Origin of the sequence: Streptomyces sp. NPDC002698, from assembly GCF_042888945.1 — a bacterium.
Classification (GTDB): Bacteria; Actinomycetota; Actinomycetes; order Streptomycetales; family Streptomycetaceae; genus Streptomyces.
Map to the genome: position 1 here is coordinate 126,316 of NZ_JBIAQM010000018.1, position 26,992 is coordinate 153,307.

Annotated in this window: 22 protein-coding genes and 2 pseudogenes; 11 read left to right on the forward strand and 13 right to left on the reverse strand. The window is 71.4% G+C overall.

Annotation, left to right across the window (positions count from 1 at the left end):
* The first annotated feature begins 389 nt into the window (after positions 1–389).
* Entirely contained in the window at positions 390–1,187 is a 798-nt protein-coding gene (locus ACFYW9_RS24725) for a carbon-nitrogen family hydrolase (protein WP_389154229.1), read from the forward strand.
* Between the two features lie 103 nt (positions 1,188–1,290).
* On the opposite strand, the gene ACFYW9_RS24730 is transcribed toward ACFYW9_RS24725, so the two are convergent.
* Positions 1,291–1,572, reverse strand: a complete 282-nt coding sequence (locus tag ACFYW9_RS24730; protein WP_389154232.1) for an RDD family protein — start codon at positions 1,570–1,572, stop codon at positions 1,291–1,293.
* A gap of 499 nt (positions 1,573–2,071) precedes the next feature.
* Here ACFYW9_RS24730 and rho point away from each other — a divergent pair, with 499 nt between their 5' ends.
* Together rho and ACFYW9_RS24740 are read left to right on the forward strand one after the other, a co-directional pair.
* Positions 2,072–3,214 carry a transcription termination factor Rho gene (gene rho, locus ACFYW9_RS24735; protein WP_389154235.1) on the forward strand — a complete coding sequence of 381 codons (1,143 nt, stop codon included), beginning with the start codon at positions 2,072–2,074 and terminating at the stop codon, positions 3,212–3,214.
* Between the two features lie 105 nt (positions 3,215–3,319).
* Positions 3,320–4,225: pseudogene (locus ACFYW9_RS24740) on the forward strand (D-alanyl-D-alanine carboxypeptidase family protein); the annotation flags it as partial.
* A gap of 11 nt (positions 4,226–4,236) precedes the next feature.
* On the opposite strand, the gene ACFYW9_RS24745 reads toward ACFYW9_RS24740, so the two are convergent.
* The 10 genes from ACFYW9_RS24745 to ACFYW9_RS24790 all read right to left on the reverse strand — a co-directional run bounded on the left by ACFYW9_RS24745 (position 4,237) and on the right by ACFYW9_RS24790 (position 16,076).
* Positions 4,237–5,721, reverse strand: coding sequence for a glycosyltransferase 87 family protein (locus ACFYW9_RS24745; protein ID WP_389154321.1), 1,485 nt, complete (start codon positions 5,719–5,721; stop codon positions 4,237–4,239).
* 182 nt (positions 5,722–5,903) lie between these two features.
* Complete coding sequence (mptB, locus tag ACFYW9_RS24750) at positions 5,904–7,310, reverse strand: polyprenol phosphomannose-dependent alpha 1,6 mannosyltransferase MptB (protein WP_389154238.1); 1,407 nt, start codon at positions 7,308–7,310, stop codon at positions 5,904–5,906.
* Positions 7,311–7,411: 101 nt separating this feature from the next.
* Positions 7,412–8,353, reverse strand: a complete 942-nt coding sequence (locus ACFYW9_RS24755; protein ID WP_389154241.1) for a glutaminase — start codon at positions 8,351–8,353, stop codon at positions 7,412–7,414.
* Between the two features lie 161 nt (positions 8,354–8,514).
* On the reverse strand, positions 8,515–9,351 hold the full coding sequence (locus ACFYW9_RS24760) for an undecaprenyl-diphosphate phosphatase (RefSeq protein WP_351865560.1): 837 nt from the start codon (positions 9,349–9,351) through the stop codon (positions 8,515–8,517).
* A gap of 83 nt (positions 9,352–9,434) precedes the next feature.
* On the reverse strand, positions 9,435–9,809 hold the full coding sequence (gene crcB, locus ACFYW9_RS24765; protein ID WP_389154325.1) for a fluoride efflux transporter CrcB: 375 nt from the start codon (positions 9,807–9,809) through the stop codon (positions 9,435–9,437).
* A 2-nt stretch (positions 9,810–9,811) separates the two neighbouring features.
* Positions 9,812–10,276 (reverse strand): fluoride efflux transporter CrcB, encoded by a 465-nt coding sequence (gene crcB / locus ACFYW9_RS24770; RefSeq protein WP_351865562.1) that lies wholly within the window; start codon positions 10,274–10,276, stop codon positions 9,812–9,814.
* A 197-nt stretch (positions 10,277–10,473) separates the two neighbouring features.
* Complete coding sequence (locus tag ACFYW9_RS24775) at positions 10,474–11,454, reverse strand: SMP-30/gluconolactonase/LRE family protein (protein ID WP_389154245.1); 981 nt, start codon at positions 11,452–11,454, stop codon at positions 10,474–10,476.
* Positions 11,455–11,458: 4 nt separating this feature from the next.
* Positions 11,459–11,746 carry an ArsR/SmtB family transcription factor gene (locus ACFYW9_RS24780; protein ID WP_389154248.1) on the reverse strand — a complete coding sequence of 96 codons (288 nt, stop codon included), beginning with the start codon at positions 11,744–11,746 and terminating at the stop codon, positions 11,459–11,461.
* A gap of 146 nt (positions 11,747–11,892) precedes the next feature.
* Complete coding sequence (locus tag ACFYW9_RS24785) at positions 11,893–13,452, reverse strand: arabinogalactan endo-beta-1,4-galactanase (protein WP_389154329.1); 1,560 nt, start codon at positions 13,450–13,452, stop codon at positions 11,893–11,895.
* Positions 13,453–14,054: 602 nt separating this feature from the next.
* Positions 14,055–16,076 (reverse strand): beta-galactosidase, encoded by a 2,022-nt coding sequence (locus ACFYW9_RS24790; protein WP_351865569.1) that lies wholly within the window; start codon positions 16,074–16,076, stop codon positions 14,055–14,057.
* Positions 16,077–16,385: 309 nt separating this feature from the next.
* Here ACFYW9_RS24790 and ACFYW9_RS24795 point away from each other — a divergent pair, with 309 nt between their 5' ends.
* The 6 genes from ACFYW9_RS24795 (at position 16,386) to ACFYW9_RS24820 (ending at position 21,605) form a co-directional block, all read left to right on the forward strand.
* On the forward strand, positions 16,386–17,708 hold the full coding sequence (locus ACFYW9_RS24795; RefSeq protein ID WP_389154252.1) for an extracellular solute-binding protein: 1,323 nt from the start codon (positions 16,386–16,388) through the stop codon (positions 17,706–17,708).
* Positions 17,705–18,628: a carbohydrate ABC transporter permease gene (locus ACFYW9_RS24800; protein WP_389154255.1), complete on the forward strand. Its 924-nt coding sequence runs from the start codon at positions 17,705–17,707 to the stop codon at positions 18,626–18,628. Before ACFYW9_RS24795 ends, ACFYW9_RS24800 begins: the two co-directional genes overlap by 4 nt.
* On the forward strand, positions 18,625–19,530 hold the full coding sequence (locus tag ACFYW9_RS24805; RefSeq protein ID WP_389154258.1) for a carbohydrate ABC transporter permease: 906 nt from the start codon (positions 18,625–18,627) through the stop codon (positions 19,528–19,530). Before ACFYW9_RS24800 ends, ACFYW9_RS24805 begins: the two co-directional genes overlap by 4 nt.
* A complete protein-coding gene (locus tag ACFYW9_RS24810; protein WP_389154261.1) occupies positions 19,527–20,558 on the forward strand; it encodes a LacI family DNA-binding transcriptional regulator in 1,032 nt (343 codons plus the stop codon). The genes ACFYW9_RS24805 and ACFYW9_RS24810 overlap by 4 nt, the downstream gene beginning before the upstream one ends.
* 126 nt (positions 20,559–20,684) lie before the next feature.
* Complete coding sequence (locus ACFYW9_RS24815; RefSeq protein ID WP_389154264.1) at positions 20,685–21,035, forward strand: VOC family protein; 351 nt, start codon at positions 20,685–20,687, stop codon at positions 21,033–21,035.
* A gap of 177 nt (positions 21,036–21,212) precedes the next feature.
* Complete coding sequence (locus ACFYW9_RS24820) at positions 21,213–21,605, forward strand: MarR family winged helix-turn-helix transcriptional regulator (protein WP_389154267.1); 393 nt, start codon at positions 21,213–21,215, stop codon at positions 21,603–21,605.
* 135 nt (positions 21,606–21,740) lie between these two features.
* Here ACFYW9_RS24820 and ACFYW9_RS24825 read toward each other — a convergent pair whose 3' ends face one another.
* Together ACFYW9_RS24825 and ACFYW9_RS24830 are read right to left on the reverse strand one after the other, a co-directional pair.
* Positions 21,741–22,154: an SseB family protein gene (locus ACFYW9_RS24825; RefSeq protein ID WP_389154270.1), complete on the reverse strand. Its 414-nt coding sequence runs from the start codon at positions 22,152–22,154 to the stop codon at positions 21,741–21,743.
* Positions 22,155–22,364: 210 nt separating this feature from the next.
* Positions 22,365–25,334 (reverse strand): carbohydrate binding domain-containing protein, encoded by a 2,970-nt coding sequence (locus ACFYW9_RS24830; RefSeq protein WP_389154273.1) that lies wholly within the window; start codon positions 25,332–25,334, stop codon positions 22,365–22,367.
* A gap of 293 nt (positions 25,335–25,627) precedes the next feature.
* Between ACFYW9_RS24830 and ACFYW9_RS24835 the strand changes: the two genes are divergently transcribed.
* The gene (locus ACFYW9_RS24835) at positions 25,628–26,644 is read left to right on the forward strand and encodes a permease (protein ID WP_351865587.1); all 1,017 of its coding nucleotides are present in this window, start codon (positions 25,628–25,630) and stop codon (positions 26,642–26,644) included.
* Positions 26,641–26,992, forward strand: a pseudogene (locus ACFYW9_RS24840) (hypothetical protein); the annotation flags it as partial. The gene ACFYW9_RS24835 and the pseudogene ACFYW9_RS24840, both read left to right, overlap by 4 nt.

Genomic DNA, 26,992 nt, shown 5'->3' on the forward strand with positions numbered 1-26,992 from the left:
ACGGACGAGGTGTTCACCGTGTTCTCCTTGCTGCTGGGCCGAGTTGACGGTCGTACGACCCCGTCGGCGTCGTACGACGATCGATTGTGCCTGCTCAGAACGGCGTGCGCAGCAGCTCCGCGAAGCCCTTCGGGCGGGGTCGGACCGCCGCCGCGGCCGCCGGGGAGACGAAGAGGGCGGCGCGGAGACCGCCGGGGCGGCCGCCCTCCCGGAACGGCTCACCGAACGGCTGCCGCCGGGCGTCCGCGGACGCCCGGAGCCGGACGTCGCCGGTGAGGTCACCGCCCGGGAGCGCGCCGTCCCACCGGAGGCGGGAAACGCGGGTGCCTCCTTACGCTCGTAGGGACGGGTTTCATTGGACCGCCGGCGCGGTCCCGGAGGTGACAGCCATGCGTGCCTCGCTGATCCAGCTGTCCGTGGACTCCTCGGACTCCGCGGACGAGCGCCGACATCGGGCGGCCGCGCTGATCCGCGGCAGGGCGGGGGACGATCTGGTGGTCCTGCCGGAACTCTGGGCGGCCGGCGCGTGGGCCTACGACCGCTGGGAACACGAAGCCGAGGGGGTCGACGGCCCCACCGCGGCGGCCATGTCCGCCGCGGCCCGCGAGTCCGGAGTGTGGCTGCACGCCGGATCCGTCGTCGAGCGGGGCGAGGACGGGACGCTGTACAACACGGCACTGCTCTTCGACCGGGACGGTGACCTGCGGGGGCGCTACCGCAAGATCCACCGGTACGGCTTCGACACCGGCGAGGCGACCCTGATGGGCGGGGGCGACGCCATCGTCACCGTGCCCACCGACTTCGGCGTGGTCGGCCTCGCCATCTGCTACGACCTGCGCTTCCCCGAACTCTTCCGGGGCCTGCTCGACGCGGGCGCGGAGCTGATCGCGGTGCCCGCCGCGTGGCCCGCCGCCCGGCTCACCCACTGGCGGCTCCTGACCCGCACACGGGCCCTGGAGGAGCAGGTCTTCCTGCTGGCCTGCTGCGCGACGGGCACGCACGGCGACATGCCGCAGGCCGGCCACAGCGTGGTCGTCGACCCCTGGGGAACGGCCCTCGGCGAGGCCGGCACCGCGGAGGAGACCCTGACGGTGGAATGCGACATGGCCCAGGTCGCCCGGATGCGTTCCGAGCTCCCCGTCCTGCGCGATCGCGTGCTCGCCATCGAGCCTCCCCTGCGGCGGTGAATCCGGCGGCCGGGCGTGCGGACGGAGGCGCCCGGCAGGGACTGTCGCTTCCCGCCGGCCCGCGCCCCCGCCACCCCACCCCGTGGAGAGCATCCGGGCGACGTCAGTGGCCGCCGTCCTCGTTCGGGACCACCCTGGTCCCCGCGAACCGATCGGCCAGGAGCGGGCGCTGCGGTCCGGCCCGGAGGAACAGGACCAGGTCCACGACCCGGACCAGGACGAGCCACGGAAATCCGTGCAGCACCCAGAAGACCAGCGCCCTCAGCACTCCGCGCGGGCCCGGGCGCGCTCCGCCTTCCTTGCTGACCACGCGCGGGCCGACCGCCCGCTTCCCCACCGTGCGCCCGAACAGGGCCGGCGCACCGCTCTCGTAGACGAGGGACACCCCCCGTGTATCCCGTGCCCCGCATCGACATCAGCAGGTACGGGACATTATGGGGACTCCGTGACCCTGGCCGGAGCCCGTCCGGCCAACCGTACGGATCTACGAATGTCGTCGGCGTCGGACCCGAGCGCGGGCCGTGGAGGACACCCCGGCACGGACGGCCCGCGGCCGATCGCGCGACGCGGCGCCGGGCGCCGCACGCCCGCCCCTGAGGCGCGGATCACACCCGAACCCGCCTCACTCGTGGTAATCTGCGGTCAGCACTCGTGTACGCCTCCTCCTTCAGGCGCCGGTGTCAGTTCCCTTCTCCCGCCGTCACACCGTCGATTCCGACGGACGGACCGGCTTCTCGGCACCACCTCCCGCACACCACCGGGATCCTTCCCGCCGTGTCCGAGGTGATGTTCCCGCCGCACCGAGGCGCGCTCCGCGCCCTCCCTTCGCGGCCTCCCCCTTCCTCACGCACACCCATGCGATCCCGTCCCCGAGAGGACACCCCATGACCACCACCACACTCGAACACCCTCCCGTACAGCAGCTGCCCCAGGCCCGGACCGCCACCGGTGTCCTCGACATCGACGGCAACGGGAAGGGGCACCTGCGCTCCCCGAACCTCCTTCCGTCACCCGACGACCTCCAGGTCTCCCCCGCGCTGATCCGCCGTCACGGCCTGCGCAAGGGCGACACCGTGGAAGGTGTCCGCGGCGGGTCCCGGACCCTCACCGAGGTCGAGCGGATCAACGGCCGCACCCCCCAAGAACTGCGCCGCCGCCCGCACTTCGGCGACCTCACCCCGCTGCACCCGCGTGACCGGCTCCGGCTGGAGCACCCGGCGAGCGGACCGGCCGGACGGCTCATGGACCTGGTCGCGCCCGTCGGCAAGGGCCAGCGCGGCCTGATCGTCGCCCCGCCCAAGACCGGCAAGACGGTACTGCTCCAGCAGATCGCCGCCGCCGTGGCCGGCAACCACCCCGAATGCCATCTCATGGTGGTGCTGCTCGACGAGCGGCCCGAGGAAGTCACCGACATGCGGCGCTCCGTACGCGGCGAGGTCTACGCCTCCACCTTCGACCAGACGCCCAGGCAGCACATCGCGCTCGCCGAGCTCGTCGTCGAGCGGGCCAAGCGGCTCGTCGAAGCGGGCCGGGACGTCGTGATCCTGCTCGACTCGCTCACCCGGCTGTGCCGGGCGCACAACAACGCGGCCGCCGCCGGCGGCCGCACCCTCAGCGGCGGAGTCGACGCCGCCGCCCTCCAGGGCCCCAAGCGGGTCTTCGGCGCGGCGCGCCTCGCCGAGGAGGGCGGCTCGCTCACCATCCTCGCCACCGCCCTGGTGGAGACCGGTTCCCGCGCCGACGACTTCTTCTTCGAGGAGCTCAAGGGCACCGGCAACATGGAGCTCCGACTGGACCGGACCCTGGCCGCCCGGCGGGTCTTCCCTTCGGTCGACATCACCTCCTCCGGCACCCGCCGCGAGGAACTCCTGCTGTCGGCGGCCGAGTCGACCGCGGTACGAGGGCTGCGCCGGGCCCTGCTGACCCGGGACGGGCAGACCGGCCTGGAAACGCTCCTGGAGCGGCTGCGCGCCACACCGGACAACGCGACCTTCCTGCGCCACATCCAGCCCACCCTGCTGTCCTGACCCGCCGCTGTCCTGACCCGCCGCGCTTGCGGCATCCGGGTGCTCGACGGCGCCGCTCGGCCCGGCCACCCCGGCGTGTCCCGCGTCCGTTCCTACGTTTGCGGTATGACCATCGGATTTTCATTCCGGACCGTCGCTTCTCACTCCGCGGTCGCGCGTGCCGCCCTGACCTGTTCCGCCGTCTGCGCGGCCGGTCTGCTGGCCGCGGCACAGAGCCCGGCCACCGCGCTCGCCGACGCGGGCCCCGGGGCGCCTCGGCCCGCCGCGCCTCCGCCTTCGACGCTCTATCAGCAAGGCACACAGGTACGGCCCCGGGCCGACGCGCCCGAGGCCCCCGACGTCTCCGCGCTGTCCTGGGTGGTGGCCGACGCCCGCACCGGCGACGTCCTCGGCGCGCACAACGCCCACCGCAGACTGCCGCCCGCGAGCACCCTCAAGACCCTGTTCGCCCTCACCGTCCTGCCGATGCTGCCCGGCACCACCCTGCACACCGTCAGGGAGCGGGAACTGGAGGGCATCGGCGCCGGCAGCAGCATGGTCGGCGTGGCCGAGGGCATCACGTACCGCGTGGCGGACCTGTGGCGCGGTGTCTTCCTCAACTCCGGCAACGACGCCGTGCACGTGCTCGCCTCGATGAACGGCGGCTGGACGAGCACCGCCGCCCAGATGCAGGCCAAGGCCCGCTCCCTGGGCGCGAACGACACCTACGTCGTCTCGCCCGACGGGTACGACACACCCGGGCAGGTCTCGTCGGCGTACGACCTGGCGGTGTTCGGGCGGGCCGGACTGCGCAACCCCGACTTCGCCCGGTACTGCTCCACCCCCGAGGCGATGTTCCCCGGCGAGGGCAGCGCCACGTACGGGATCCAGAACACCAACCGGCTGCTCACCGGCGCCAACGGGGTGGAGCGGTACCCGGGTCTGATCGGTGTCAAGAACGGCTACACCACCAACGCGGGCAACACCCTGGTCGCCGCCGCCAAGCACGGCACGCGCACCCTCGTCGTCACGGTGATGAACCCTCAGGCGGGCGGCGGACTGGCCGTGTACGAGGAGGCGCGCGCGCTGCTCGACTGGGGCTTCGCGGCGGCCGGCCGTGTCGATCCCGTGGGGACGCTGCTCGACACGCGTGCCGTCCCCGCGGCCGGACCCTCCGCCCCCGCCGGACCCTCCGCCCCCGCCGCTCGCCCCGATCGCGCGGCCCGGCCCGCGGCCACCGCCCGGCCCGACACCGCCCAGCCCGTGAACAGCGCACGGCCGATGGCCGCCGCGCCCCCCGAGGACCAGGGGCTCGGCTGGTCCGGCGCGGCCGAGATCGCCGGTGCCGCCGTGCTGGGGGCGGCGGGCGTAGCACTGGCCCTGCGGCTCAAGGCGGGCCGCTCAGGGCGCGGCTGACCCACCGGCAGCCACAGCAGGAGCCCGAGTGTGATCCACGCGTACGTGTTGCTGCCGAGGAAGCCGTCGAGGCCCGAAGCGTCGTCGAACCACAGCCACACCACGCTGCTGCACAGCACCGCGTACAGGGCCGCCGCGACCCGCAGCCGACGCCGCCGCAGCAGCACGGCGAAGGACGGCAGCAGCCAGACGAGGTGGTGCACCCAGGTGATCGGGCTGACGAGGCAGGCGGCCAGCCCGGTCAGGGCGAAGGCGGCGATCCAGTCCTCGTCGGCGAGAGCACGCGAGGTCCGCCGCGCCCAGACGCACAGGACCAGCAGGGCCAGCGTCGCCCACAGCGCCCCGCTCGGCTCCTGCGGTGCCACGAGCCGTGCCAGCACCCCCTGAAGCGACTGGTTGGAGACATAGTCCAGACGCCCGATGCGGGTCGTGTCCCACAGCGCGTCGGTCCAGTAGAAGCGCGAGGCGTCCGGCATCGCCCAGGCCGCCAGTGCGGTGGCCGCCCCGGCGACGGCCGTGGCGACACCGGCGGCACGCCGACGGCGGCCGAGCAGCAGCAGCACGATGAACAGCGCCGGAGTGAGCTTGACCGCCGCGGCGAGGCCGATGCCGACGCCCGCCCAGCGGCCCCGCCCGCGCGACAGCAGCCAGGCGTCGCTCAGGACGAGGGCGAGCAGCACCAGGTTGACCTGACCGAAGCTGAAGGTGTCGCGGACCGGTTCGAGCAGGGCCAGCAGACAGGCCGCCAGAGCACAGCCGAACCAGCGGTAGCGGCGCAGTTCGGGCCCGGCCAGGATGCCCGTGACCAGCGTGAGCGCGGCGAGGTTGAGCAGCAGGGCGGCGGCGATCGCCGTGTGCAGCCCGACCAGGGCCATCGGCAGCATGCCGAGAGCCGCGAACGGCGGGTAGGTGAAGCCGTACGTCGTTCCCGGCACCCGGTAGTCGTAGATGCTGCCGCCGTGGTGGACCCAGGTGTCGACCGCCCCGTAGTACACGCGCAGGTCGAACCAGTCGCGCAGCAGGGGCACGGTGGCCGTGAACACGCCGACGACGACGGCCAGTCCGAGGACGAGGAGGAGTCGCCGGCGGTCGGTGGCGAGCAGCGCCGCCATACCGCCGGAAACCCGCCCGGCACCCGGCGCTCTCGCTCCCGTCGCCGTGCCGCTCGTGCCGCTCGTGCCGCTCGTGCCGCTGGTGCTCATCGCCCTCGTCCTGGTCGCACCGCTCGTCTCCCCCGTACCGCTCGTCCCGCCCGGGGCCGTGCCGCGCTCCGTGCCGTCCGTCGTGCCGTCCGTCATGCCGTCCGCTCCAGTCCCGGTGCCTGCGGCTGTGCCGCCTGGCGGGCCTGCAGGAGCACGACGAGTGCGAGCAGGCCTCCGGAGACGGCGAGGATCACCTGTCCGGCGTCCGCGGGCGACCCACTGGGCAGCACCGCGAGCGCGAGCACCGCGCTGGCGGCCGCGACCCGGCCGCGCACCGAGCCCGTGGGCGCCGCCGCCGCGATGAGGAACAGGCCCCACAGCGCGTACCACGGCCGGATCGCCGGACCGAACAGCGCCACCGCGGCCAGGCTCAGGCCCAGCGCGTAGACCGGGTGCGGGCGCAGCCGCAGCCATATGAACAGCAGCAGTCCCACGGTCACCACGAGTCCCGCGGCGTGCCAGACGGGCATCGCGAACGGCGCGAGTCCGCTGCCGAGCTTCTGGAGAAGGGCGCCGGTGGCGCGCCCGAGGACGCTGGTGGGTGACCAGTTGTGCGGTGAGACAGGGGTCTTCAGGGCGGCTATCCAGCCGTAGCCCGTACCGGCCACCGCCGTCGCGGCGACGGTCGTGGCGGCCGCGACCACGACGGTGGTCGCCGTGGCCCGCGCGATGCCCCGGTGCCCCTGCCCGCGCCCGCGCAGCGCGATCACCGCCACCAGGCCGAGCGCGGCGGGCGCCTTGACGAGGGCCGCGAGGGTGACCAGGACGATGCCCGCGACGGGCCATCGGCCGCGCGCGGCCACCAGGCCGACGCCGAGCAGCCCGAGCATGATGGCGTCGTTGTGCGCACCGGCCACCAGGTGCAGCAGGACCAGGGGGTTCAGCGCGCCCAGCCACAGTGCGGCGGCCGGATCGGCGCCGCTGTGCCGGGCGAGGCGGGGCAGGGCCGCCGCCATCAGGGCGACACCGAGCAGGGCGACCACGCGCATGCCGAGGAGTCCGGCAGGTATCTCCCCGCGGGTCAGCGACGACAGTCCGCGGGCGACGGCGAGGAAGACCGGGCCGTACGGGGTCGTCGTCGTCTGCCACACGGGCGCCACCTCGTCGGCGAGCGGGCCGCCGAGCCTCGCGGGGCCGTAGGCGTAGACGTCGATATGGGCGTCGACCATGGCGCCCTGCGCGAGATAGCTGTAGACGTCCCGGCTGAAAAGCGGTGGCGCGAGCAGCAGCGGCGCCGCCCAGGTGGCCAGAACGAGCAGCAGGGCACGCGGAGTCGGCGGTTCGGGCCCGCTTACGACGGTACCCAGCAGCGCCCAGGCGGCTATCAGCAGGACGACACCGAAGTACACCCCGACCAGGCCGAGTACGGCCCTCCCCGACCCGGGGGCGAGGAGGTCCCGTGCGGGCAGGGCCCCGGCGGTCTCGCCGCCCAGCGCGAGAACGGCGGTACCGGCCAGGCCCAGAGCCTGGCAGCGGCGGAGATCGACGGGGAAAGCCATGGCCAACACTCCGCAAGCGTGTCAACGCCGGGTGGCCGGAAGGCGACGTGGCGCTCTCCGGGCGGGGTCAGGAGCGTGACCTCCGTGTGGTGGGGCGCGCCTCAGAACACCGACAGGCCGGTGAGGGTCGTGAAGCGGTCCAGGGCCGCCACCCCGGCCACCGAGTTGCCGCGTTCGTCGAGACCCGGGCTCCAGACGCACAGGGTGCACCGGCCGGGCACGACGGCGATGATGCCGCCGCCGACCCCGCTCTTGCCGGGGAGCCCGACCCGGTAGGCGAAGTCGCCCGCGGCGTCGTAGGTCCCGCAGGTCAGCATGATCGCGTTGATCTGCTTGGCCTGGCTCCGGGAGAGCAGCCGGCCGCCGTCGGCCCGGATGCCGTGCCGGGCCAGGAATCCGGTGGCGAGGGCGAGATCGGCGCAGGAGGCGGCGATCGAGCACTGGAGGAAGTACTGGTCGAGCAGGTCCGGCACCGGGTTGTCGATGTTGCCGTACGAGGCCATGAAGTGGGCGAGTGCCGCGTTGCGGTCGCCGTTCGCGGTCTCGGAGGCGGCGATGTCCCGGTCGAAGCCGAGCTCCGCGTTGCCGCTCTCGGCCCGCAGGAACTCCAGCAGGACGCCGGCCGCGTCGCCGGTCCGGGTCTGGAGCCGGTCGGTGACGACGAGGGCTCCGGCGTTGATGAACGGGTTGCGCGGGATGCCGTTCTCGTACTCGAGCTGGACCAGGGAGTTGAACGGGTTGCCGGAGGGCTCCCGCCCGACGTGCTCCCACAGGGCGTCGCCCTCGCGGGCCAGGTCGAGGGCGAGGGTGAAGACCTTGGTGATGGACTGCGTGGAGAACGGCTGCCGCCAGTCCCCCACGCCGTACACCGTGCCGTCGAGCTCCGCGACGGCCATGCCGAAGCGGCGTGGATCACAGGCGGCCAGCGCCGGGATGTAGTCGGCCGGCCTCCCTCGTCCCGGTGTCTGCGCGATCTCGGTGGCGACGCGCTCCAGGATCGGCTGGAAGGTGTGGGAGGACGGGTACGGCGATTTCCCGGGCATGATCGCCATTGTGCCGTCCGCCCCGTCCCGCGGCCCGGCGTCCTGCTCGGACGGGGTGCGGGTAACAGCACAGGGGGCGCGGAGCCGGATTCCGGCTTCGCGCCCCCTGTGAGCGGACCTCTCGTGCCCGGAGCCGGTTCGCACCGGCGCCCGGAGCGGTGTCAGCTGTCGATGACGCCCGTGCCGAGCAGCCCGAAGAGCAGCACGCCGATGACGATGCGGTAGATCACGAAGGCGTTGAAGGAGTGCTTGGCGACGAACTTCAGCAGCCAGGCGATCGAGGCGTAGGCGACCACGAACGACACGACGGTGCCGGTGATCAGCGGGGCGGCGCCCACGCCGGTGCCCAGGGCGTCCTTCAGCTCGTACAGGCCCGCGCCGGTCAGGGCCGGGATGCCGAGGAAGAAGGAGAGCCGGGTGGCGGCGACGCGGTCCAGGTCGAGGATGAGGCCCGTCGACATGGTGGCGCCGGAGCGGGAGAAGCCCGGGAAGAGCAGGGCGAGGATCTGGGAGCTGCCGACCAGCATCGCGTCCTTGAACGAGACGTCGTCCTCACCGCGCTTGTGGCGGCCCATCTGGTCGGCCGCCCACATCACGCCACTGCCGACGATCAGCGAACCGGCCACCACCCACAGGGAGGCCAGCGGACCCTCGATGAGGCTCTTGGCGCCGAGACCCACGGCCACGATCGGGATCGTCGCGTAGATGACCCACCAGGCGAACTTGTAGTCGTGGCTGTGGCGCTCGTTCTTGTCGCGCAGACCACGTCCCCAGGCGGAGACGATCCGCACGATGTCCTTGAAGAAGTACACGAGCACGGCGGCGATCGCGCCGACCTGGATGACCGCGGAGAAGCCGACGACGGCGTCGTCGTCGACGGGGATTCCCATCAGGCCCTCGGTGATCTTGAGGTGGCCGGTCGAGGACACGGGGAGGAATTCGGTCACCCCCTCGACGATTCCGAGGACGACGGCCTGACCGACGTTGATGACGCTCATGGGATCCAGTTCTGAAAAGTTGGTCGACAGTGCTGTAGACGGTGCAGGGGACAGTGTTACCTATACGCGCGGACGTCCGACACCTAGGTCCACAAAGCTTGGGCAAACGAGACCCCGGCGAACGCCGCGCCGAGGCCCGCCGTCACGCTCACGATCACGTTGGCGGCAGCGTAGAACGCCGCCCCTGTCTCGGTCAGCCGCAGGGTCTCGTACGAGAACGTCGAGTACGTGGTGAGCGCCCCGCACAGGCCGGTCCCGATCAGCAGCTGCAGGTGTCCGGACACCTGCCCCGCCGAGACGGCACCGGTCAGCAGACCGAGGATCAGGCACCCTGTCACGTTCACGACGAGGGTGCCCCAGGGGAAGACCGTATCGCGCTTCCCCTGTACCGCCCGGTCGGTCAGATACCGCAGGGGAGCGCCGACCGCGGCACCGATGATCACCAGCAGCCAGTTCACCGTCATCGCCGCCTCAGTGCCAGGGCGCGGCGGGCCGTCGTCGTCCCGAGCCACACCGCCGCGAGGGCCGCGCACGGGGTCGCGGCGAGATAGCCGAGCCCGGTGCCCGGGTGGCCGGTGCCGACCAGGTTCCGGATGTCGACGGCGTACGTGGAGAAGGTGGTGAAGCCGCCGAGGACCCCGGTGCCGAAGAAGGGGCGCGCGAGGCGGTGCACCGCCCGCATGTCGGTGATCAGCACCATGAGCGCTCCGATGGCGGCGCAGCCCACGACGTTGATCGTGAACGTGGTCCAGGGGAAGGCGCCGTCCGGCGTGGGCCACAGCAGTCCCGCGCCGTAGCGGGCCGAGGCGCCGACGGCGCCGCCCAGTGAGACCGCCGCGACGACCGGGCCCTGGCCGTGCCAGGGGGACGCCGTGCGCGCGGGCGTACCGGACTCGCCGACGCGCTCGGGGTGCGGGACTGTCATGTTTCCGGGCTCCTACTCGCCGGGCCGGTGCGGGCGCACGGCATCGCAAGCAGGGACCGTCGGCGGCATCCGTGCCACGGTTCGGGTACGGCGGGCCCCACCGCCGCGCCGCGCTGGAAGACCGCGGCCGGTGACCAGGGTAACGCCGGGCACGCGGGCCGCGCGCACCTGGCCCTTTCCCCGAAAGGCCCGGACGCTCAGCCGGTGGCGCCCGGGAGGTCGCAGACCGCGAGGCCCCGTTCCCAGATGCTCCCGAGGATCAGCCGGCCGTCGCACTCGCAGACGCTGGTCACCATCCGGAACCGTGCTCGGCGGCTCTCCAGGTGGTGCAGGACGGTGCCGTCGTCGTCGACCGCGAGGACACCCGTGGTGCCCGGCGGTCTGAAGGGCGCGCGCACCGCGATCCGGGCCGCGGCGCGCCGGACGGCCGGGCCCCGGCGGTGCAGGTGTTCCAGGGCGCCGACGCGGGGGCCCGCCAGGGCCACCCAGATCGGGCCGTCCGGGGCACGCCAGAGGTTGTCCGGCTGGCCGGGGAGGTCGTCGGCGAAGGTCTCGGACCGGCCCGCGAGCGGCCCGGTGAGCCAATAGCGGACGAGACGGAACCGGCCGGTCTCCGCGAGGACGAGGAACGACTCGTCGGCCGAGGCGGCGAGACCGTTCGCGAACTGAAGCCCTTCCAGGAGGATTTCGGGTTCCTTCTCCCCCGGCGCGAGGCGCAGCAGACAGCCGGATCCGGTGTGCTCGACGAGATCGCCGATCCACTGCTTCAGGGGGTAACTCCGGCTGGAGACCGTGAAGTACACGGTGCCGTCCGAGAGGGCGACCACATTGCTGCAGAAGCGCAGCGGTACTCCGGCGACCCGGTCGGCGAGGACGCGGACCACTCCGTCCTCCAGCCCGACCCGCAGCAGTCCGCGTTCGGCATCGCACACCAACAGAGCGTTGTCCGGAAGGAGTTCGAGGCCGAGCGGCCTGCCGCCCGTCTCGGCGACGACCTTGACACCGGTACGGGCGGGGTCGCCGAGGCCTTCGACGCGCACGATGCGGCCGTCCTCCAGACCGGTCAGCACCCCGCCCCGGGTGTCGGCCACCACGTCCTCGGGGCCGCGGCCGCCGAGCGACACCGCGCGCCGGGGCGAAAGGGCGGTGACCGCCGCGGTGTTGGACCCGTCTCCCACGCGCCTACCAGCCCTTCTCGAAGTAGTGGCTCACTTCGGCGATACGGTACTCGTCAGGGCGGTAGTAGGTCCGTCGCCCCACCTTCCTGGCCCGCAGCAGACCGACTCCGGTGAGGAGGTCGAGGTGGGTGCGTGCCACGGCCCGGCTCACTCCGAGTTTGACGGCGAGAGCCTCTGGAGTGACGCCGTCCTCGACGAGGTCGGCGGGGCGCCGGTGCGGGAAGTGCGTCACGGGGTCGCGCAACCACTCCAGGATGTCCAGTCTCTGCCCGCCGCCGGGCCCCTTGAGCATGTCGTCCCCCTCCGTCGTGACGGTCTCCCGCCACTGTCCCGCAGCCGGCGGGGGCACGCACTGCCTTCCGGCGACCCTGGCCGGAGCCGGACGGCTCGGAAAACGCACGGGGCCCGGCCGCACCGGCGGCCGGACCCCGTCGCCGCTCAGCGGTGACCGAACAGGGACATGGCCGGAAGCGCCTTGTCGTCGAAGCCGAACAGGGCCTGGTTCTCCCATCCGTTGCCGGAGGCGGAGTCGGCCGGGTCCCAGCCGTTGCCGGTGACCGCCGTCCAGGTGGCCTCCCAGTAGAAGACGCCGAGACCGCGGCCGTTCGGCACGGCCTCCACGATGTTCATGACGTCCCGCAGCCAGTTGGACTGCCCGCTGGTCGTGGCCGCGTAGCCGGAGACCAGTTCGGCGGTCGTGTCGATCTGGTTGACGAGCGCGTCGTCACTGTCGAGACGGAAGGGGTAGGCCGTCTCGGCGAGGAAGACCGGCTTGGCGTAGCGGGAGGCCGCGTCGTCCAGGGTGGTCTGGAAGTCGTAGAGCGAACCGTGCCAGTAGCCGTAGTAGGACAGGCCGATGGCGTCGAACTTCACGCCGTTGGCGAGGGCGGTGTCGAACCACCAGCGGGTACCGGTGAGATCGCCGCCCTTGGCGAGGTGCAGGGCCACGACGGTCGAGGAGCTGACCGCCTTGGCCGCGTCGTAGCCGGAGTTGAGCAGTCCCGCGAGCTGCGCGAAGTTGTCCGTGGAGCCCTCGGACCAGAGCATGCCGCCGTTGATCTCGTTGCCGATCTGCGCCATGTCGGCCGTGGTGCCCTGCGCCTTCAGGGCGTTCAGGACGTCGTACGTGTGGTTGTAGACGTCCGTCTTGAGCTGGCTGTACGAGTGTCCGGCCCAGGCGGCGGGCTTGGTCTGGGTGCCGGGGTCGGCCCAGGTGTCCGAGTAGTGGAAGTCGACCAGGAGCTTCATGCCCTGCGCCTTGATGCGCTTGGCCGTCGCCAGGACCCGGGCCTTGTTGTTGTAGCCGTCGGCCGGGTTCACCCAGACCTTCAGTCGCGCGTAGTTCATCCCGGAGGACTTGAGGATGGCGAGCGCGTCGCCGGTGGTGCCGGAGCTGGTCTTGTAGACCCCGCCGTAGGCCTCGCTCTTGGCGAGGGAGGAGATGTCGGAGCCCTTGACGGTCAGTCCGGTGGTGCCGGAGGTGAACGTCAGGTCGTCGACGTTGATCCAGTTTCCGGCGTTGGCGTCGGAGTAGACGCTGACCGTGCACTGGTTGCTCGTCACGGAGACGGGCACGACCAGGTGGATCCACCCGCCGGCGGAGACGGGCAGATCGGTGCGCTGCTCGGTGCCGCCGCAGTTCTTCAGGGCGAGGTAGGCGGAGTTCTGTCCGCCGCCCGAGCGCACCCACGCGGTGAGCTTGTAGTTCCCGTTGGTCAGCCCGGTGAGGGTCTGGTAGGTCTCCGCCTTGTAGGCCGAGGCGGAGTAGTGGCTGAGGCGGTAACTCCCGCCGTGGCCACCGGCTTCGACGTACGAGGCGGCGGCGGTGCCGGACTCCGACCAGCCGCTGGGAACGGCGGTGCCGGTCCCGTCGGCCTCGAATCCGGCGTTGGTCAGGGTGCTCGCCGCCTGCGCGGTCTGCGCGGGGAGGGCGGTGAGGGCGAGCCCGGCCGCGAGCGGCAGCAGCAGGGCCCTGAGTGTGCGTCTGGGATGGAACATCATCGTCCGTCGTCCCTTCGACGTGGTGGGGAGAGGTGCCCGGCGGATCCGGGGGTGGATCCGGGGGCGAACCCCTCCGCCCGCGGCTTCACGGCTCGCACGGGCGGAGGGGGGTCGGGGCGCCGCCGAGTTCTGTGACACGGGCGGCGGTTGAAGCGGCCGGCGGGCCGTGCGGCCCTGCCGGTCGGGGGATCGCCGGGTGGTGACCCGGAGGACTCGGTGCGGTCGCCGGGAGCGCGGGCCCGGAGGGTGACCGGGCGTGCCCGCACGGGTCCGGACGACCGGTGCCGGAGGTGCGACCAGTGCGACTGGTACGGCTGGTGCGGTCGAAACGGGCGCCGACCCGTGTCCGCCGGGTCGGCCTGGTCAAAGTCCGCGCAACCACGCCCGGTCGGACACGGATCCGGGCACACCCCTTGCGATGAAAGCCGGTTGACCTGATCCCACCGGGGCGGCCCCCTGCCTCGGGCGGGCGGTCGCCCCGAGGCCCGGATGAGGCCCGGACCCGCCTCCGGTCGCGCCGGGACCCGGTCAACGCTCATGCGGGACGAGCTGGTCGGGACCGGCCGCGGGGAAGGACGAACCCTGCGGACCGTGCCCGCTCAGCCGTCGAGGCGTACGACCCGTACCGCGCCCGCCGGGACCGCGAGCCGGCCGGCGGCGCGTTCGCCCGTGAGGAGCTCGGTGCCGTGCGCGTCCAGCGGCACCTTGGCGTCGGACGCGGTGTGGTTGACGGCGAAGACGTAGGTGCCGGACTCGCCGGTACGGCGCACCACTTCGACGTCGCGGGGCAGATCGGCGCGCGGCGCGATGCGCGCGTCGTCGGCCACCCAGCCGATCAGGGCGTCCAGTCCCTCGGCCGCGAGGCGCGTGGACACGTACCAGGCCGAGCCCGCACCGCTCTGGTGCCGGGTGACCGCCGGATGCCCGGCGGTGAGCCCGTCGGCGTACGTCCACACGGTCTCGGCACCGCGCGGCACCACGAACTCGGTCCACACGTCACCGGTGAGTTCGGAGCCGTCGGGCCCGGTGATCCGGACGAGTTCCCCCTGGAGCAGCGGGGAGAACTCCTCGACGGTCAGGCCGAGTACGTCCCGCAGGGCGCCGGGATGGGGGCCTTCGTGGAGGGCGTCGTGCTCGTCGACGATGCCGGAGAAGTAGGAGACGAGGAGGGTACCGCCGCTGTCGACGTACTCCCTGAGGTTGTCCGCCGCGGCCTCGGTCATCAGGTAGAGGGCGGGTACGACGACAAGGGGATAGGCCGACAAGTCGGCTTCCGGGTGGGCGAAGTCGACGGTGAGGTGACGGTCGTAGAGGGCCTCGTAGAAGGCGTCGGCGCGCTCGCGGGCGTCGTGGTCCTCGCTCGGGCGCCATTGCAGGCTCTGCGCCCACCAGGACTGCCAGTCCCACAGGACGGCCACGTCGGCGACCGTGCGGGTGCCCTTGACGGAGGCCAGCGAGTCGACGGACGCGCCGAGTTCGACGACCTCGCGCCACACCCGCGTGTCGGTGCCGGCGTGCGGCAGCATCGAGGAGTGGAACTTCTCGGCGCCGCTGCGGGACTGCCGCCACTGGAAGAACATGGCGCCCTCGGAACCGCGGGCCACGTGGGACAGCGAGTTGCGGGCCATCTGGCCGGGCGCCTTGGCGGGGTTGCGGGGCTGCCAGTTCACGCCCGAGGTGGAGTGTTCGAGGAGCAGCCAGGGCGCGCCGCCGGCGACCGAGCGGGTGAGGTCGGCGGCCATCGCGAGGTTGACGTGGGTACGGCGGCCGTCGGTCATCAGGTAGTGGTCGTTGGTGACCAGGTCGACCTCGCGGCCCCAGGCCCAGTAGTCGACCGAGTCGCACTGGCTGAGGGCCGTCATGAAGTTGGTGGTGACGGGGACGCCCGGCGCGAGGCGGTGGAGGATGTCCCGTTCGGCCACGAAGTTCTCGCGCATGGTGGCGTCGGCGAACCGCTTGTAGTCCAGCGCCTGGGCCGGATTGCCGACGGTCGGGGTCAGGCGCGGCGGGTCGACCTGGTCGAAGCCGGTGTACCGCTGCCCCCAGAAGGCCGTCCCCCAGGCCTCGTTGAGCTCGTCGACGCTCCCGTAGGTGCCGGTCAGCCACCGGCGGAAATGCGCGGCGCAGGAATCGCAGTAGCAGGCCGAGACGGGGACGCCGTACTCGTTGTGGACGTGCCACAGCGCGAGGGCGGGGTGGTCGGCGTACCGGGTCGCGAGCCGGGTCGTGATGGAGGCGGCGGCGGCGCGGTAGTGGTCGTTGCTGTGGCAGATGGCGCCGCGTGAACCGAAGGCGTAGCGGGTGCCGTCGGCGGCCACGGGGAGCGCCTCGGGGTGTTCGCGGTAGAACCAGGCGGGCGGTGCGACGGTCGGGGTGCCCAGGTCCGCGCGTACGCCGTTCTCGTGGAGCAGGTCGAGGACGCGGTCCAGCCAGCCGAACTCGTAGGTGCCCCGGGCCGGTTCGAGCAGGGCCCAGGAGAAGATCCCGACGCTCACCATCGTGACGCCCGCCTCCCGCATCAGCCGGACGTCCTCGGGCCAGACGCTTTCCGGCCACTGCTCGGGGTTGTAGTCCCCACCGAAGGCGAGCCCGGTGAGGCCCTTGGGGTTGGTCTCCGGCATGGATCTCTCCCATGTAATCGATCATTTGGGAACGTGCACACACAACGCCAGCGGCGTGAGCCCAACATAACCGCACAGCAACAACCATTGACAAGTGTCCGGGATGTTTCTCTACTGTGAACGCTCACAGAAGCACCGCGAGTGAGCCGAAGGGACGCTCAGGTGTCGGCAGGCGAGCGCGTGAGGGCCCCGGGGCCCGGTGCGCGCTCGCGGTCACCGGTACCGCCGGCGCACCCCCGCAAGCGAATCGCGCAAGAACAGGGCAGGCCTCCGCAGCAGGCGGAGGCCCAGGTCAGGGGAGAACGTTCCATGCCCAACACGAAGCACAACCGCCTCGTGGCCAGCACCATCGCCGTCGTCCTCGGCGCCACCTCGCTCGTCGCCTGCGGCTCGTCCGACGACGACAAGAGCGAATCCCAGTCCGGACCCGCGACACTGACGTTCTGGACCTGGGCGCCGGGCATGGACAAGGTCGTCGACCTCTGGAACAAGGGGCCGGGGAAGAAGCAGCAGATCACCGTCACGGTGAAGAAGCAGGCGTCCGGCGACACGCTCGTCACCAAGATCCTCACCGCGCACAAGGCGAAGAAGGCACCGGACCTGGTCCAGGCCGAGTACCAGGCGCTGCCGACCCTGGTCAGCAATGACGCGCTGGCCGACATAGCCGCCGAGTCCAAGGAGGCGAAGACCAAGTTCGCCGACGGCGTCTGGCAGCAGACGACACTGGGGACGGACGCGGTCTACGCGATCCCGCAGGACATCGGCCCGATGATGTTCTACTACCGCGCGGACCTGTTCAAGAAGTACGGCCTGACCGTTCCGACCACCTGGGAGCAGTTCGCCGAGACCGCCCGCGCGCTGAAGAAGAAGGCCCCGGACAAGGCGCTCACCACCTTCTCCGCCAACGACTCCGGTCTGTTCGCGGGTCTGGCCCAGCAGGCCGGCGCCAAGTGGTGGACCACCTCCGGCGACAAGTGGAAGGTCGGCATCGACGACGCGGCCACCCGGAAGGTCGCCGACTTCTGGGGCGGTCTCGTCAAGGAGGGCGCGATCGACAACCAGCCGATGTACCAGCCGGCCTGGAACAAGGCGCTGAACACCGGCAAGCAGATCGCCTGGGTCAGCGCGGTGTGGGCACCCGGCACCCTGACCACGGCGGCCCCGCAGACCACGGGCAAGTGGGCGATGGCCCCGCTGCCGCAGTGGTCGGCCGGCGAGAACGTCACCGGCAGCTGGGGCGGCTCCTCGACGGCCGTCACCACGGACTCCCCGCACAAGGCGGCCGCCGCGAAGTTCGCCGCCTGGCTGAACACCGACCCGCAGGCGGTGGCCGCGCTGGCGAAGGAGAGCGGCATCTACCCGGCCTCCACCAGCGCCCAGAGCGGTGACGCGTTCGCGCAGCCGCCGGCCTTCTTCTCCAACCAGCCGGACTTCTACACCAAGGCCTCGGAGATCGCGAAGACCACCGCCCCGTCCGCGTGGGGCCCGAACGTGAACGTCGCCTACACGACCTTCAACGACGCCTTCGGCGCCGCCGCCAAGAACAAGTCGGACTTCGGTGCCGCCCTGAAGAGCATGCAGGACGCCACCGTCGCCGACCTGAAGAAGCAGGGCTTCGGGGTCGCTCAGTGACCGAGGCACGCCGGAAGCCGTACGGGGTCAAGGGGGCCCCGTACGGTTTCCTCCTCCCCGCGACGATCCTCTTCGTCCTCTTCTTCGCGCTGCCCATCGGCTACGCGATCTGGCTGAGCCTGCACAAGGTCCAGGTCAAGGGCCTCGGCCTGGGCGCCGGTGCCCGCAAGGAGGTCTGGGCGGGCATCGGGAACTACACCGACGCGCTGACCGACAGCGAACTCGTCGACGGCGCGCTGCGCGTGGCCGGCTACGGCGCCATCGTCGTGCCGGTGATGCTCGGCCTCGCGCTGCTCTTCGCGCTCATGCTCGACGCGGAGAAGGTACGCCTGGCCCCCTTCACCCGGCTCGCGATCTTCCTGCCGTACGCCATCCCGGGCGTCGTGGCCGCCCTGCTGTGGGGGTTCCTCTACCTCCCGGACGTCAGCCCCTTCTACTTCGTCCTCGACAAGCTGGGACTGCCCCAGCCGAACCTGCTGGACGGCGGCCCGCTGTATCTCGCGCTGTCGAACATCGCGGTCTGGGGCGGCACCGGCTTCAACATGATCGTCATCTACACCTCGCTCCAGGCCATCCCGGCCGAGGTGCGCGAGGCGGCGAAGCTGGACGGCGCCACCCCGCTGCAGACCGCCCTGCGGATCAAGATCCCGATGGTGGCGCCCTCCCTGGTGCTCACCTTCTTCTTCTCGATCATCGCCACGCTCCAGGTGTTCAGCGAGCCGACCACCCTCAAGCCTCTCACCAACTCCGTCTCCACGACCTGGAGTCCGCTGATGAAGGTCTACCGGGACGCGTTCAACACCGGTGACATCTACGCGGCCGCCGCCGAGGCAGTGATCATCGCCGTGGCCACGCTGGTCCTGTCCTTCGGTTTCCTGCGCGCCGCGAACTCCCGTACCAAGCAGGAGGAAGCACGATGAGTTCTCTTGCCGTCCGCAAGGCGGCGCCGGCCGCGGGCACCACCCCCGGCACCGCCCAAGGGCCGCCCCCGCGCGGCCGGATCGCCCTGGTCCCGACCCTCACCCTGCTGCTCGGCGCGCTCTACTGTCTGCTGCCCGTGGCCTGGGTGGTGATCGCCGCCACCAAGTCGGGCCGCGAGCTGTTCTCGACGTTCACGTTCCTGCCGGGCACCGGCTTCACCCGGAACGTCACGGACCTCAACGCCTACCGCGACGGCATCTACTGGAAGTGGATGGGCAACTCCGCCCTCTACGCCGGTCTCGGCGCCCTTCTGTCGACGGCCGTCTCGGCGATCAGCGGCTACGCGCTCGCGATCTACCGCTTCCGGGGCCGCGAGACCATCTTCAGCGTCCTCCTGGCGGGCGTTCTGATGCCGCCGGTGATCCTCGCGATCCCGCAGTACCTGCTCCTCGCCGAGGCGGACCTGACGGATTCGTACGCCTCCGTGCTGCTGCCGCTCGTCCTGTCCCCGTACGGCGTCTACCTCGCCCGGATCTACGCCGCCGCGGCCATCCCCGGTGACGTGGTCGAGGCCGGCCGGATGGACGGCGCCGGCGAGTGGCGGATCTTCACCCGGGTCGCGCTGCCGATGATGGTGCCCGGCCTGGTGACGGTGTTCCTGTTCCAGTTCGTCGCCGTGTGGAACAACTTCCTGCTCCCCTACATCATGCTCAGCGACGACGAGAAGTTCCCGATCACCCTCGGCCTGTTCACGCTCCTCGAACAGGGCTCCAACACCCCGGCCCTGTACACCCTGGTCATCACCGGCGCCCTGCTGGCGATCATCCCGCTGGTCGCGCTGTTCCTGGTCGTCCAGCGCTTCTGGAGCCTCGACCTGCTGTCAGGAGCCGTAAAGTCGTGACCATGAGCAACACGGGGGGCCGGCGCAGGCCGCCGACGATCCACGACGTCGCGCGTGAGGCGGGTGTCTCGCGGGGCACCGTCTCGCGTGTGCTCAACGGCGGGCACTACGTCAGCCCCTCGGCGGCGGAGGCGGTCAACGCCGCCATCCGCAGGACGGGCTACGTCGTGAACCGGCACGCCCGCTCACTGATCACCGGACGGTCCGACTCGGTCGGCTTCCTGCTGACCGAGCCGCAGGAGCGGTTCTTCGAGGACCCGAACTTCAACGTCCTGCTGCGCGGCTGCACCCAGGCACTCGCCGCGCACGACGTGCCGCTCCTGCTGATGCTCGCCGGCACCCAGGACGAGCGGCGGCGCATCACGCGGTACATCACGGCCGGCCACGTCGACGGGGTGCTGCTGGTCTCCAGCCACTCCGGCGATCCGGTCGCCGAGGAGCTGCGCGAGGCGGGCGTGCCGCTCGTCGCCTGCGGCAAGCCCATCGGACTCGGTTCCAAGGTGAGTTATGTGGCCGCCGACGACCGCGACGGCGCCCGGGACATGGTCACGCACCTGCTCTCCCTCGGGCGGCGCCGGATCGGCATGGTCACCGGCCCGCTGGACACCCCCGGCGGTGTCGAGCGTCTGGCGGGCTACCGGGAAGTGCTCGCCGAGGCGGGCGTCGAGGCCGACGACCGTCTCATCGCCTCCGGCGACTACAGCCGCGCCAGCGGTGAGGCGGGCGCCGAACAGCTCCTGGACCGCGCACCGGACATGGACGCCGTGTTCGTCGCGTCGGACCTGATGGCCCAGGGCGTGCTGACCGCGCTGCGCAAGGCGGGCCGCCGGGTCCCGGAGGACGTCGCGGTCGGCGGCTTCGACGACTCCCCCGCCGCGACCGCCGCGACCCCGGCCCTCACCACCATCCGCCAGCCCTGGGACCGCATCAGCTCCGAGATGGTCCGGGTCCTCCTCGCCCAGATCGGCGGCGAGGATCCGGCGGCGGTGATCCTTCCGACGGAGCTGGTGCGCCGCGAGTCCACCTGAGAGCCGCACCGGTCAGGATTCGAGAAGCCGCGCCCGCCCGCCCCGGCTTAGCGTGAAAGGGCCGCCGGATCGCCGACGGCACCACAGCCGGCCGCCACGGCCGCCACGCACCGCACAGGAGTCGAGATGACCGCCGGAGTCAAGACCATCATCTACCCCGTCAAGGACATCGCGAAGGCGAAGGCCCTGTTCACCCGGCTGCTCGGGGTGGAGCCCTATGTGGACGAGCCGTACTACGTCGGTTTCAAGGACGCGGGCCAGGATGTCGGCCTCGACCCGAACGGCCACTCCAAGGGCCTGACCGGCCCGGTCCCCTTCTGGCACGTCGACGACATCAAGGCGACCCTGGCGGCCCTGCTCGAAGCGGGCGCCGAGACGCTCCAGGAGCTCCAGGACGTGGGCGACGGCCGGCTGGTCGCGTCGGTGAAGGACGCGGAGGGCAACCAGTACGGGCTCATCGAGGACCCCACCACCTGACAGGGGGCACGGGCGGGGCGGGCGGCGCGGAGGCCGAAGATGCCGCGGGTGCCGCGGGTGGTACGGGCGGCGCGGAGGCCGGAGGCGGTACGGGCGTCGGGGGTGTCGCGGGTGACTGGATGCAGGCACACTAATTGCACGCTCAACTAATGGCCGGATCTCTGTTACCGTTCAGTTATGGCAACGAAGACGCCCGGTTCCCGGCTGGAGGACCAGTGGCGGGACATCCTCTCGGTGCACGCCCGCACGATGTGCGAGATCGACCGCGTGCTGCACCCGCACGGCCTGGGAGCCAGCGACTTCGAGGTCCTGGACATCCTCGTATCGGAGACGGTCGCGGAGCCCGGCGAGCATTGCCGGGTGCAGAACATCGCGGACCGGGTCCATCTGAGCCAGAGCGCGCTGTCCCGTCTCATCGGCCGGCTGGAGAAGGACGGCCTGGTGGAACGCACCATGTGCCAGGAGGACCGCCGCGGGGTATGGGTCGCCCTCACCCGAAAGGGCCGCGAACTGCACGCCGAGGTGCTCCCCCTTCAGCGGTCCGCGCTCGCCCGCATGCTGAACGGCTGATCCACCCGCCCCGTCCTTCCCACGGCTCTCTCCCAGGCCTCGCCGCAGCACGCCTCCGCTCCGTCCGGCAGCCCGGCGGCGCCGGGGAGCGGAAGGTTCCCCGCGCCGCCGACCGTGCCGCCGCCCACCGCGCCGCTACCGCGCCAGCAGCGTGCGCACTCCCTCGGAGGTGAGCGTGAGGCCGTGCGGTGAGGCCGCGTCGATGACGAGGGCCAGATCGCCCGAGGGCCACTGGGAGGCGAGCGCGGCCAGCGGCACGAGACGGTAGCGGGAGACGGAGGGCAGGAGCTCGGTCAGCTCCAGCTCCGAGGTGAACACCGGAACCACCTGTCCGCCTTCGGGATCGTCCAGGACGGGCAGTGCCACGGCGTGGGGATCGGCGATGTCCTCGTCCGAGGCGTCGTCCGGCACGGGCACCAGGACGTCGCTGCCGGCGAGGGTGTCCAGCGCGGCGGTGTCGTCGGTGTCCACGGCGAGGGTGTCCAGCGCCTCCTGCGCGGGTGTCACCGCGGGTGCGGCGGGGTGGTTGTTGTTCAAGGGCGTGTCCATGGCAGATCCCCGGATCGTGGCGGGCGGGCGGCCACCCGGGCCGGTCTCGCTCCCGGGCATGTCGACGGTCGCGTACCCAGCGCTCCGCACGCCATTCATCCTGGGCCCCGCCGGGTGCGGTGGCGGCGGCCGAGGTGTCCCGCCCGGGCGTGGGGCGCCCGGGCGGGACCACGGCGACCGCCGCTTCCGTACGTGTCCGACGGCCGCGGGCTACTTGAGGTAGGGCCCGTCCGTTCCGATCTTTCCGGGGCCGTTCAGCACGTAGACCCGCAGGTTTCCCTTCCCCGGCGCGGCCACCGACAGCGTGCCGCCGGTGACGGTTCTCACCGCGCCGGTGACGGCGTCCGTGTAGATGCCGTTCGGGACGCCGGTGAACGTCGCGTCGCCGGTGACCGTGACGAGGGCGAAGCTGTCGGTCGACCCGCTGGTGTAGCGGCGCTTGAAGGCCATCGAGCCGCTGATGCCGTCCGTCGAGTACTGCCCCGACTGGAGGGCCGGGATCGCCCGGCGGATCCGGTTGAGCCGCTGAAGGTGCTTGACCAGCGGCTGTGCGAGGGTCGTCGCGACCTCACCGCTCGCGGAGTCGGCCTTGCCGAAGTCGGAGGCCGTGACGCTCCCCGCGAGATGGCCGCCGTAGTAGGCGCGCCCGGTGGTCGCCAGGGGGCAGGTCGGCCCGCAGTCGATCTGCTTGCCCGCCTGGAACTCGATCTCCGATCCGTAGTAGAGCGTGGGGATGCCGCGGAAGGTCCACATCAGGGACATGTTCTCGGCCCAGGCGTCGGTGCCGCCGCTGTAGCGGGTGCTCGACTTGTTGGGTCCGTAGTCGTGGCTGTCGACGTAGACGACGTTGTACGTGGCGTCGTTGACGGAGTCGTCGGAGTCCTTGCCGTTGCTGTAGGCGTTCTGCGCGTCACCGAAGTTCATGTGCATGCGCATGTCGATGATGTTCATCCCGGAGAACTGGCTGCGGTCCGGGGTGTGGTAGCTGTTCCCGCTCAGGAAGGCGTTGGCGGAGGTGGGCTGGCTGCCGGTGCCGAGCTGCTCCTCGTAGTTGTACTGCTCGATCGCCGCCGTCACGTCGTCCGCGCTGTACTCCTTGCGTTCCTTCCAGGTGAAGAACTGCGCCGAGTGGTTCACCGAGCCGCGGTTCCACTTGTCGTTGACGAAGGCGCCCACCTCGCCGAAGACGAAGAAGTTCTTCGCGGCCTCCGTGCCGAACCGCTGGGTGACCCGGTCGTGGATGGCGGGCAGGAAGCGGCGGTTCCAGGTGACACGCGGGATGTGGACGGCCGTGTCGACGCGGAACCCGTCGACACCCATGTCGATGTACTTGTCGTACGCGCCGATCAAGTAGTTCTGGACGGTGGCGTTCTCGGTGTTGAAGTCGGCGAGGTCCTCGTGCAGCCAGCACGAACGGGAGTCCTCACCCTCCCAGTTGCCGATCCAGCACTGGTGGTAGTACGCCTTCGGGAACATGCCCGAAGTGGGGCTGGGCCACTGGCAGTTGTACACGGTGTAGCCCTCGGCGCTCTTGCCTCCGGTGGGTTTGCCCCAGTTGAGGCAGGTGTTGCCGGAGGGTTCGGCGGTCGACCACAGGTCGCCGTTGTAGTACGACTTCCCGGACTTGGGCTCGACGGTGAGGCCGTCGTACTCGAAGCCCTCGTTCTTCTCGTCGTAGTACCAGCTCCACTGGGAGTCGCGCACGCCGTACACGGTCGGGGTGAACAGGCCCTTGGCGCCCCAGCGGGAGCTGTGGTTGTAGACGACGTCCTGGTAGATCTTCATGCCCTTGGCGTGGGCCGCGTTGATCAGGTCCTGGTAGGAGGCGCCGGCCGACTCCAGGCGCGGGTCGACCTTGTAGAAGTCGTAGCCGTGATAGCCGTGGTAGTCGTAGTCGGAGCGGTTGAGGACGACCGGGGTGATCCAGACGGCCGAGAACCCGAGCGCCTTGATGTAGTCGAGTTTGCCGACGAGACCCTTGAAGTCGCCGCGGAACATGGGGTCGTCGTTGGCCGCGTTGCCCGACTTGACGTCCTGGCTGCCGCCGCGGTCGTTGGAGCTGTCCCCGTCGTAGAAGCGGGCGGTGAGGACGAAGTAGATCGGATCCTTGCGCGGGTCGGTGCCGAGCGGCGTCCCCGAGGCCGGCGCGGGAGCCTTCTCCCCGGTCGTGACGGTGGCCGCGGCGGAGGCGGGCGAGGCGTTCCCGGCCGCGTCGACGGCCTTCACCGTGTAGGTGTACTGGGTCTTCTCCTCGAGTCCCGTGTCGGAGTACACCGTCGAGCCGACGTCGGTGACGACGCTTCCCTTGGTGCCGCCCGTGCGCGTGAGCTGATACTTCGTCACGGCGGTGTCGTCGGTCGCCGGGTCCCAGCTCACGACCACCGAGGTGCTGGTGGCGGTCGCCGTGACCTTCGTGGGCGCGGTCGGCGCCTCGGTGTCGGGCTCTTCGGCGGCGCACGGGTCCTCGGCGTCGGCGGTGACGGTCCGGTCCTTCACCGTCGTGGTGCCGGCCGGGATCGCGTAGTCGGTGCCGTTGTTGTTGTCCCAGACGCCGTTGCCGTTGTTGAAGGCCGCCTTGAGCGAGGTCGCCGTACCGATGTCGAGGGTCTTCTTCCACCAGCCGGTGCAGGCGGTCTCCATGCCGACGCCGGGGGCCGTCGTCCAGGAGCCGCCGGTGGGCGCGTAGTGGATGTTGGCCGTGGTCCAGCCGGAGGTGGCGGTCGAGTAGTACACGGTGGCCTGGTTGCCGCCGCCCGTACCGGTGTCGGCGCACGGGTCGCTGTGGGCGATCACACCGTCCTTGACGGTGATCGTGCCCGTGCCCAGCGCGTAGTTGCCGCCGCCGTTGTTGTCCCAGGTGCCGCTTCCGTTGTTGAAGGTGGCCTGGAGCCCGGCGGCCGAACCGAGGTCGACGGTCTTCTTCACCCAGTCCGTGCAGGCCGCCTCCATCCGCACTCCCGGCACGGTGGTCCAGGAACCGCCGTCCGGGGCGTAGTGCAGGTAGGTGGCCGGCCAGTTCTTGGTCTTCGTGTAGTAGAAGACGGTCGCCGTCGTGGAGGTGGCGGCCGTGCTCTCCATGGGGACGGCTCCCGTGTCCGGCGGGGTGAGTCCGGACAGTCCGGTCACCGCCAGGAGCGCCATGAGCACTCTCAGCGGCGGTCGTTGACGTCTGCGGCGCATGGGGCGGCTCCGATGCGGTTGCGGGGAAGGGGAGTTGCGTTGCAAGAAGAACCGGCAAGTTCCTGAAAGGGTTTGCGGCCCGGAAGCTACAGGTCCATGACAGCCACGTAAAGAGATGTGACACGACCTCCACGCGCCGTGCGCCCCGGCACCCCCGGGCCGGTGAAGGTCAAGAAACCCCCGGGCGCGGGCAATCCCCTCGTCACGCGGTGAGAAGCTGTGGCCGGACCGGCGTATTCAGGGCGGGAGGGCATACTCGGCCGCGCCCTTCCCCGACCGGAGGTACCTCGAGCATGACCGTCACCAAGGAAGCCCCGCCGCCGGTCCGGCGGCAGGACGCGGACGACCAGGCCCGGCAGGGCTGGCACCTCGACTCCCCGCTCGCCCTGACCATGCTCCTGTTGCTGGTCGTCGCGTCGCAGGGGCCGATCCGCGGAGCGCTGTCCGCACCGGTGATGCAGAGCTGGATGACCGTGTTCGTCGCGGTGGTGGTCCAGGCCCTGCCCTTCCTCGTCCTGGGCGTCCTGCTGTCCGCGGTCATCGCGGTGTTCGTCCCGCCGTCGTTCTTCGCCCGCGCGCTGCCGAAACGGCCGGCGCTCGCGGTGCCGGTCGCGGGGATGGCCGGGGCCGTCCTGCCCGGCTGCGAGTGCGCGTCCGTACCGGTCGCGGGGGCGCTGGTGCGCCGCGGGGTCACTCCGGCCGCGGCCCTGGCGTTCCTGCTGTCCGCCCCGGCGATCAACCCGATCGTGCTGACCGCGACGGCCGTCGCCTTCCCCCGCAACCCCGAGATGGTTCTCGCCCGCTTCGTGGCCAGTCTCCTCGTGGCCTGTTCGATGGGCTGGCTGTGGCAGCGTCTCGGCCGCGCCGACTGGCTGCGTCCACCGGCCCGCCCCGCGCACGACGGCCTCGGCAAGGGGGCCGCGTTCTGGGGCTCGGTGCGGCACGACATCATGCACGCGGGCGGGTTCCTCGTGCTGGGCGCGATGGCCGCCGCCACGCTCAAGTCCGTCGTACCGGCGAGCTGGCTGCACGCCGCGGCCGGGAATCCGGTGGTGTCCGTCCTGGCCCTGGCGATCCTGGCCGTGCTCCTGTCGATCTGCTCCGAGGCCGACGCGTTCGTCGTCGCCTCGCTGACCCAGTTCTCGCTCACCGCCCGGCTGGCGTTCCTCGTCGTCGGCCCGATGATCGACCTGAAGCTCTTCGCCATGCAGGTCGGCACGTTCGGCCGCGGGTTCGCGGCACGATTCGCGCCCACCACCTTCGCCCTGGCGATCCTCATGTCCGTACTGATCGGGGCGGTGCTCCTGTGAACCGGCAGGCCCAGGCGGCCGTGCTCTTCCTCCTCGGCGCGGCGGTGCTGCACGCGAGCATCACGGATCTCTATCTGCGCTACGTCAAGGCCGGGTTGCGGCCCCTGCTGCTCGCGGCCGGTGTGGTGCTCGTCGTCACGGCCCTCGCCACGGTCTGGTACGAGGTACGCGAACACCGGAAGGCCTCCGCCGGCCGGTCCGGCGACGGACACGACGCCGAGGACGGGCACGGACAGGACGCCGAGCCCGGGCACGGGCACGGGCACGGGCACGGGCACGGGCACGGGCACGGGCACGGGCACGGGCACGGGCACGGGCACGGGCACGGGCACGGGCACGGGCACGGGC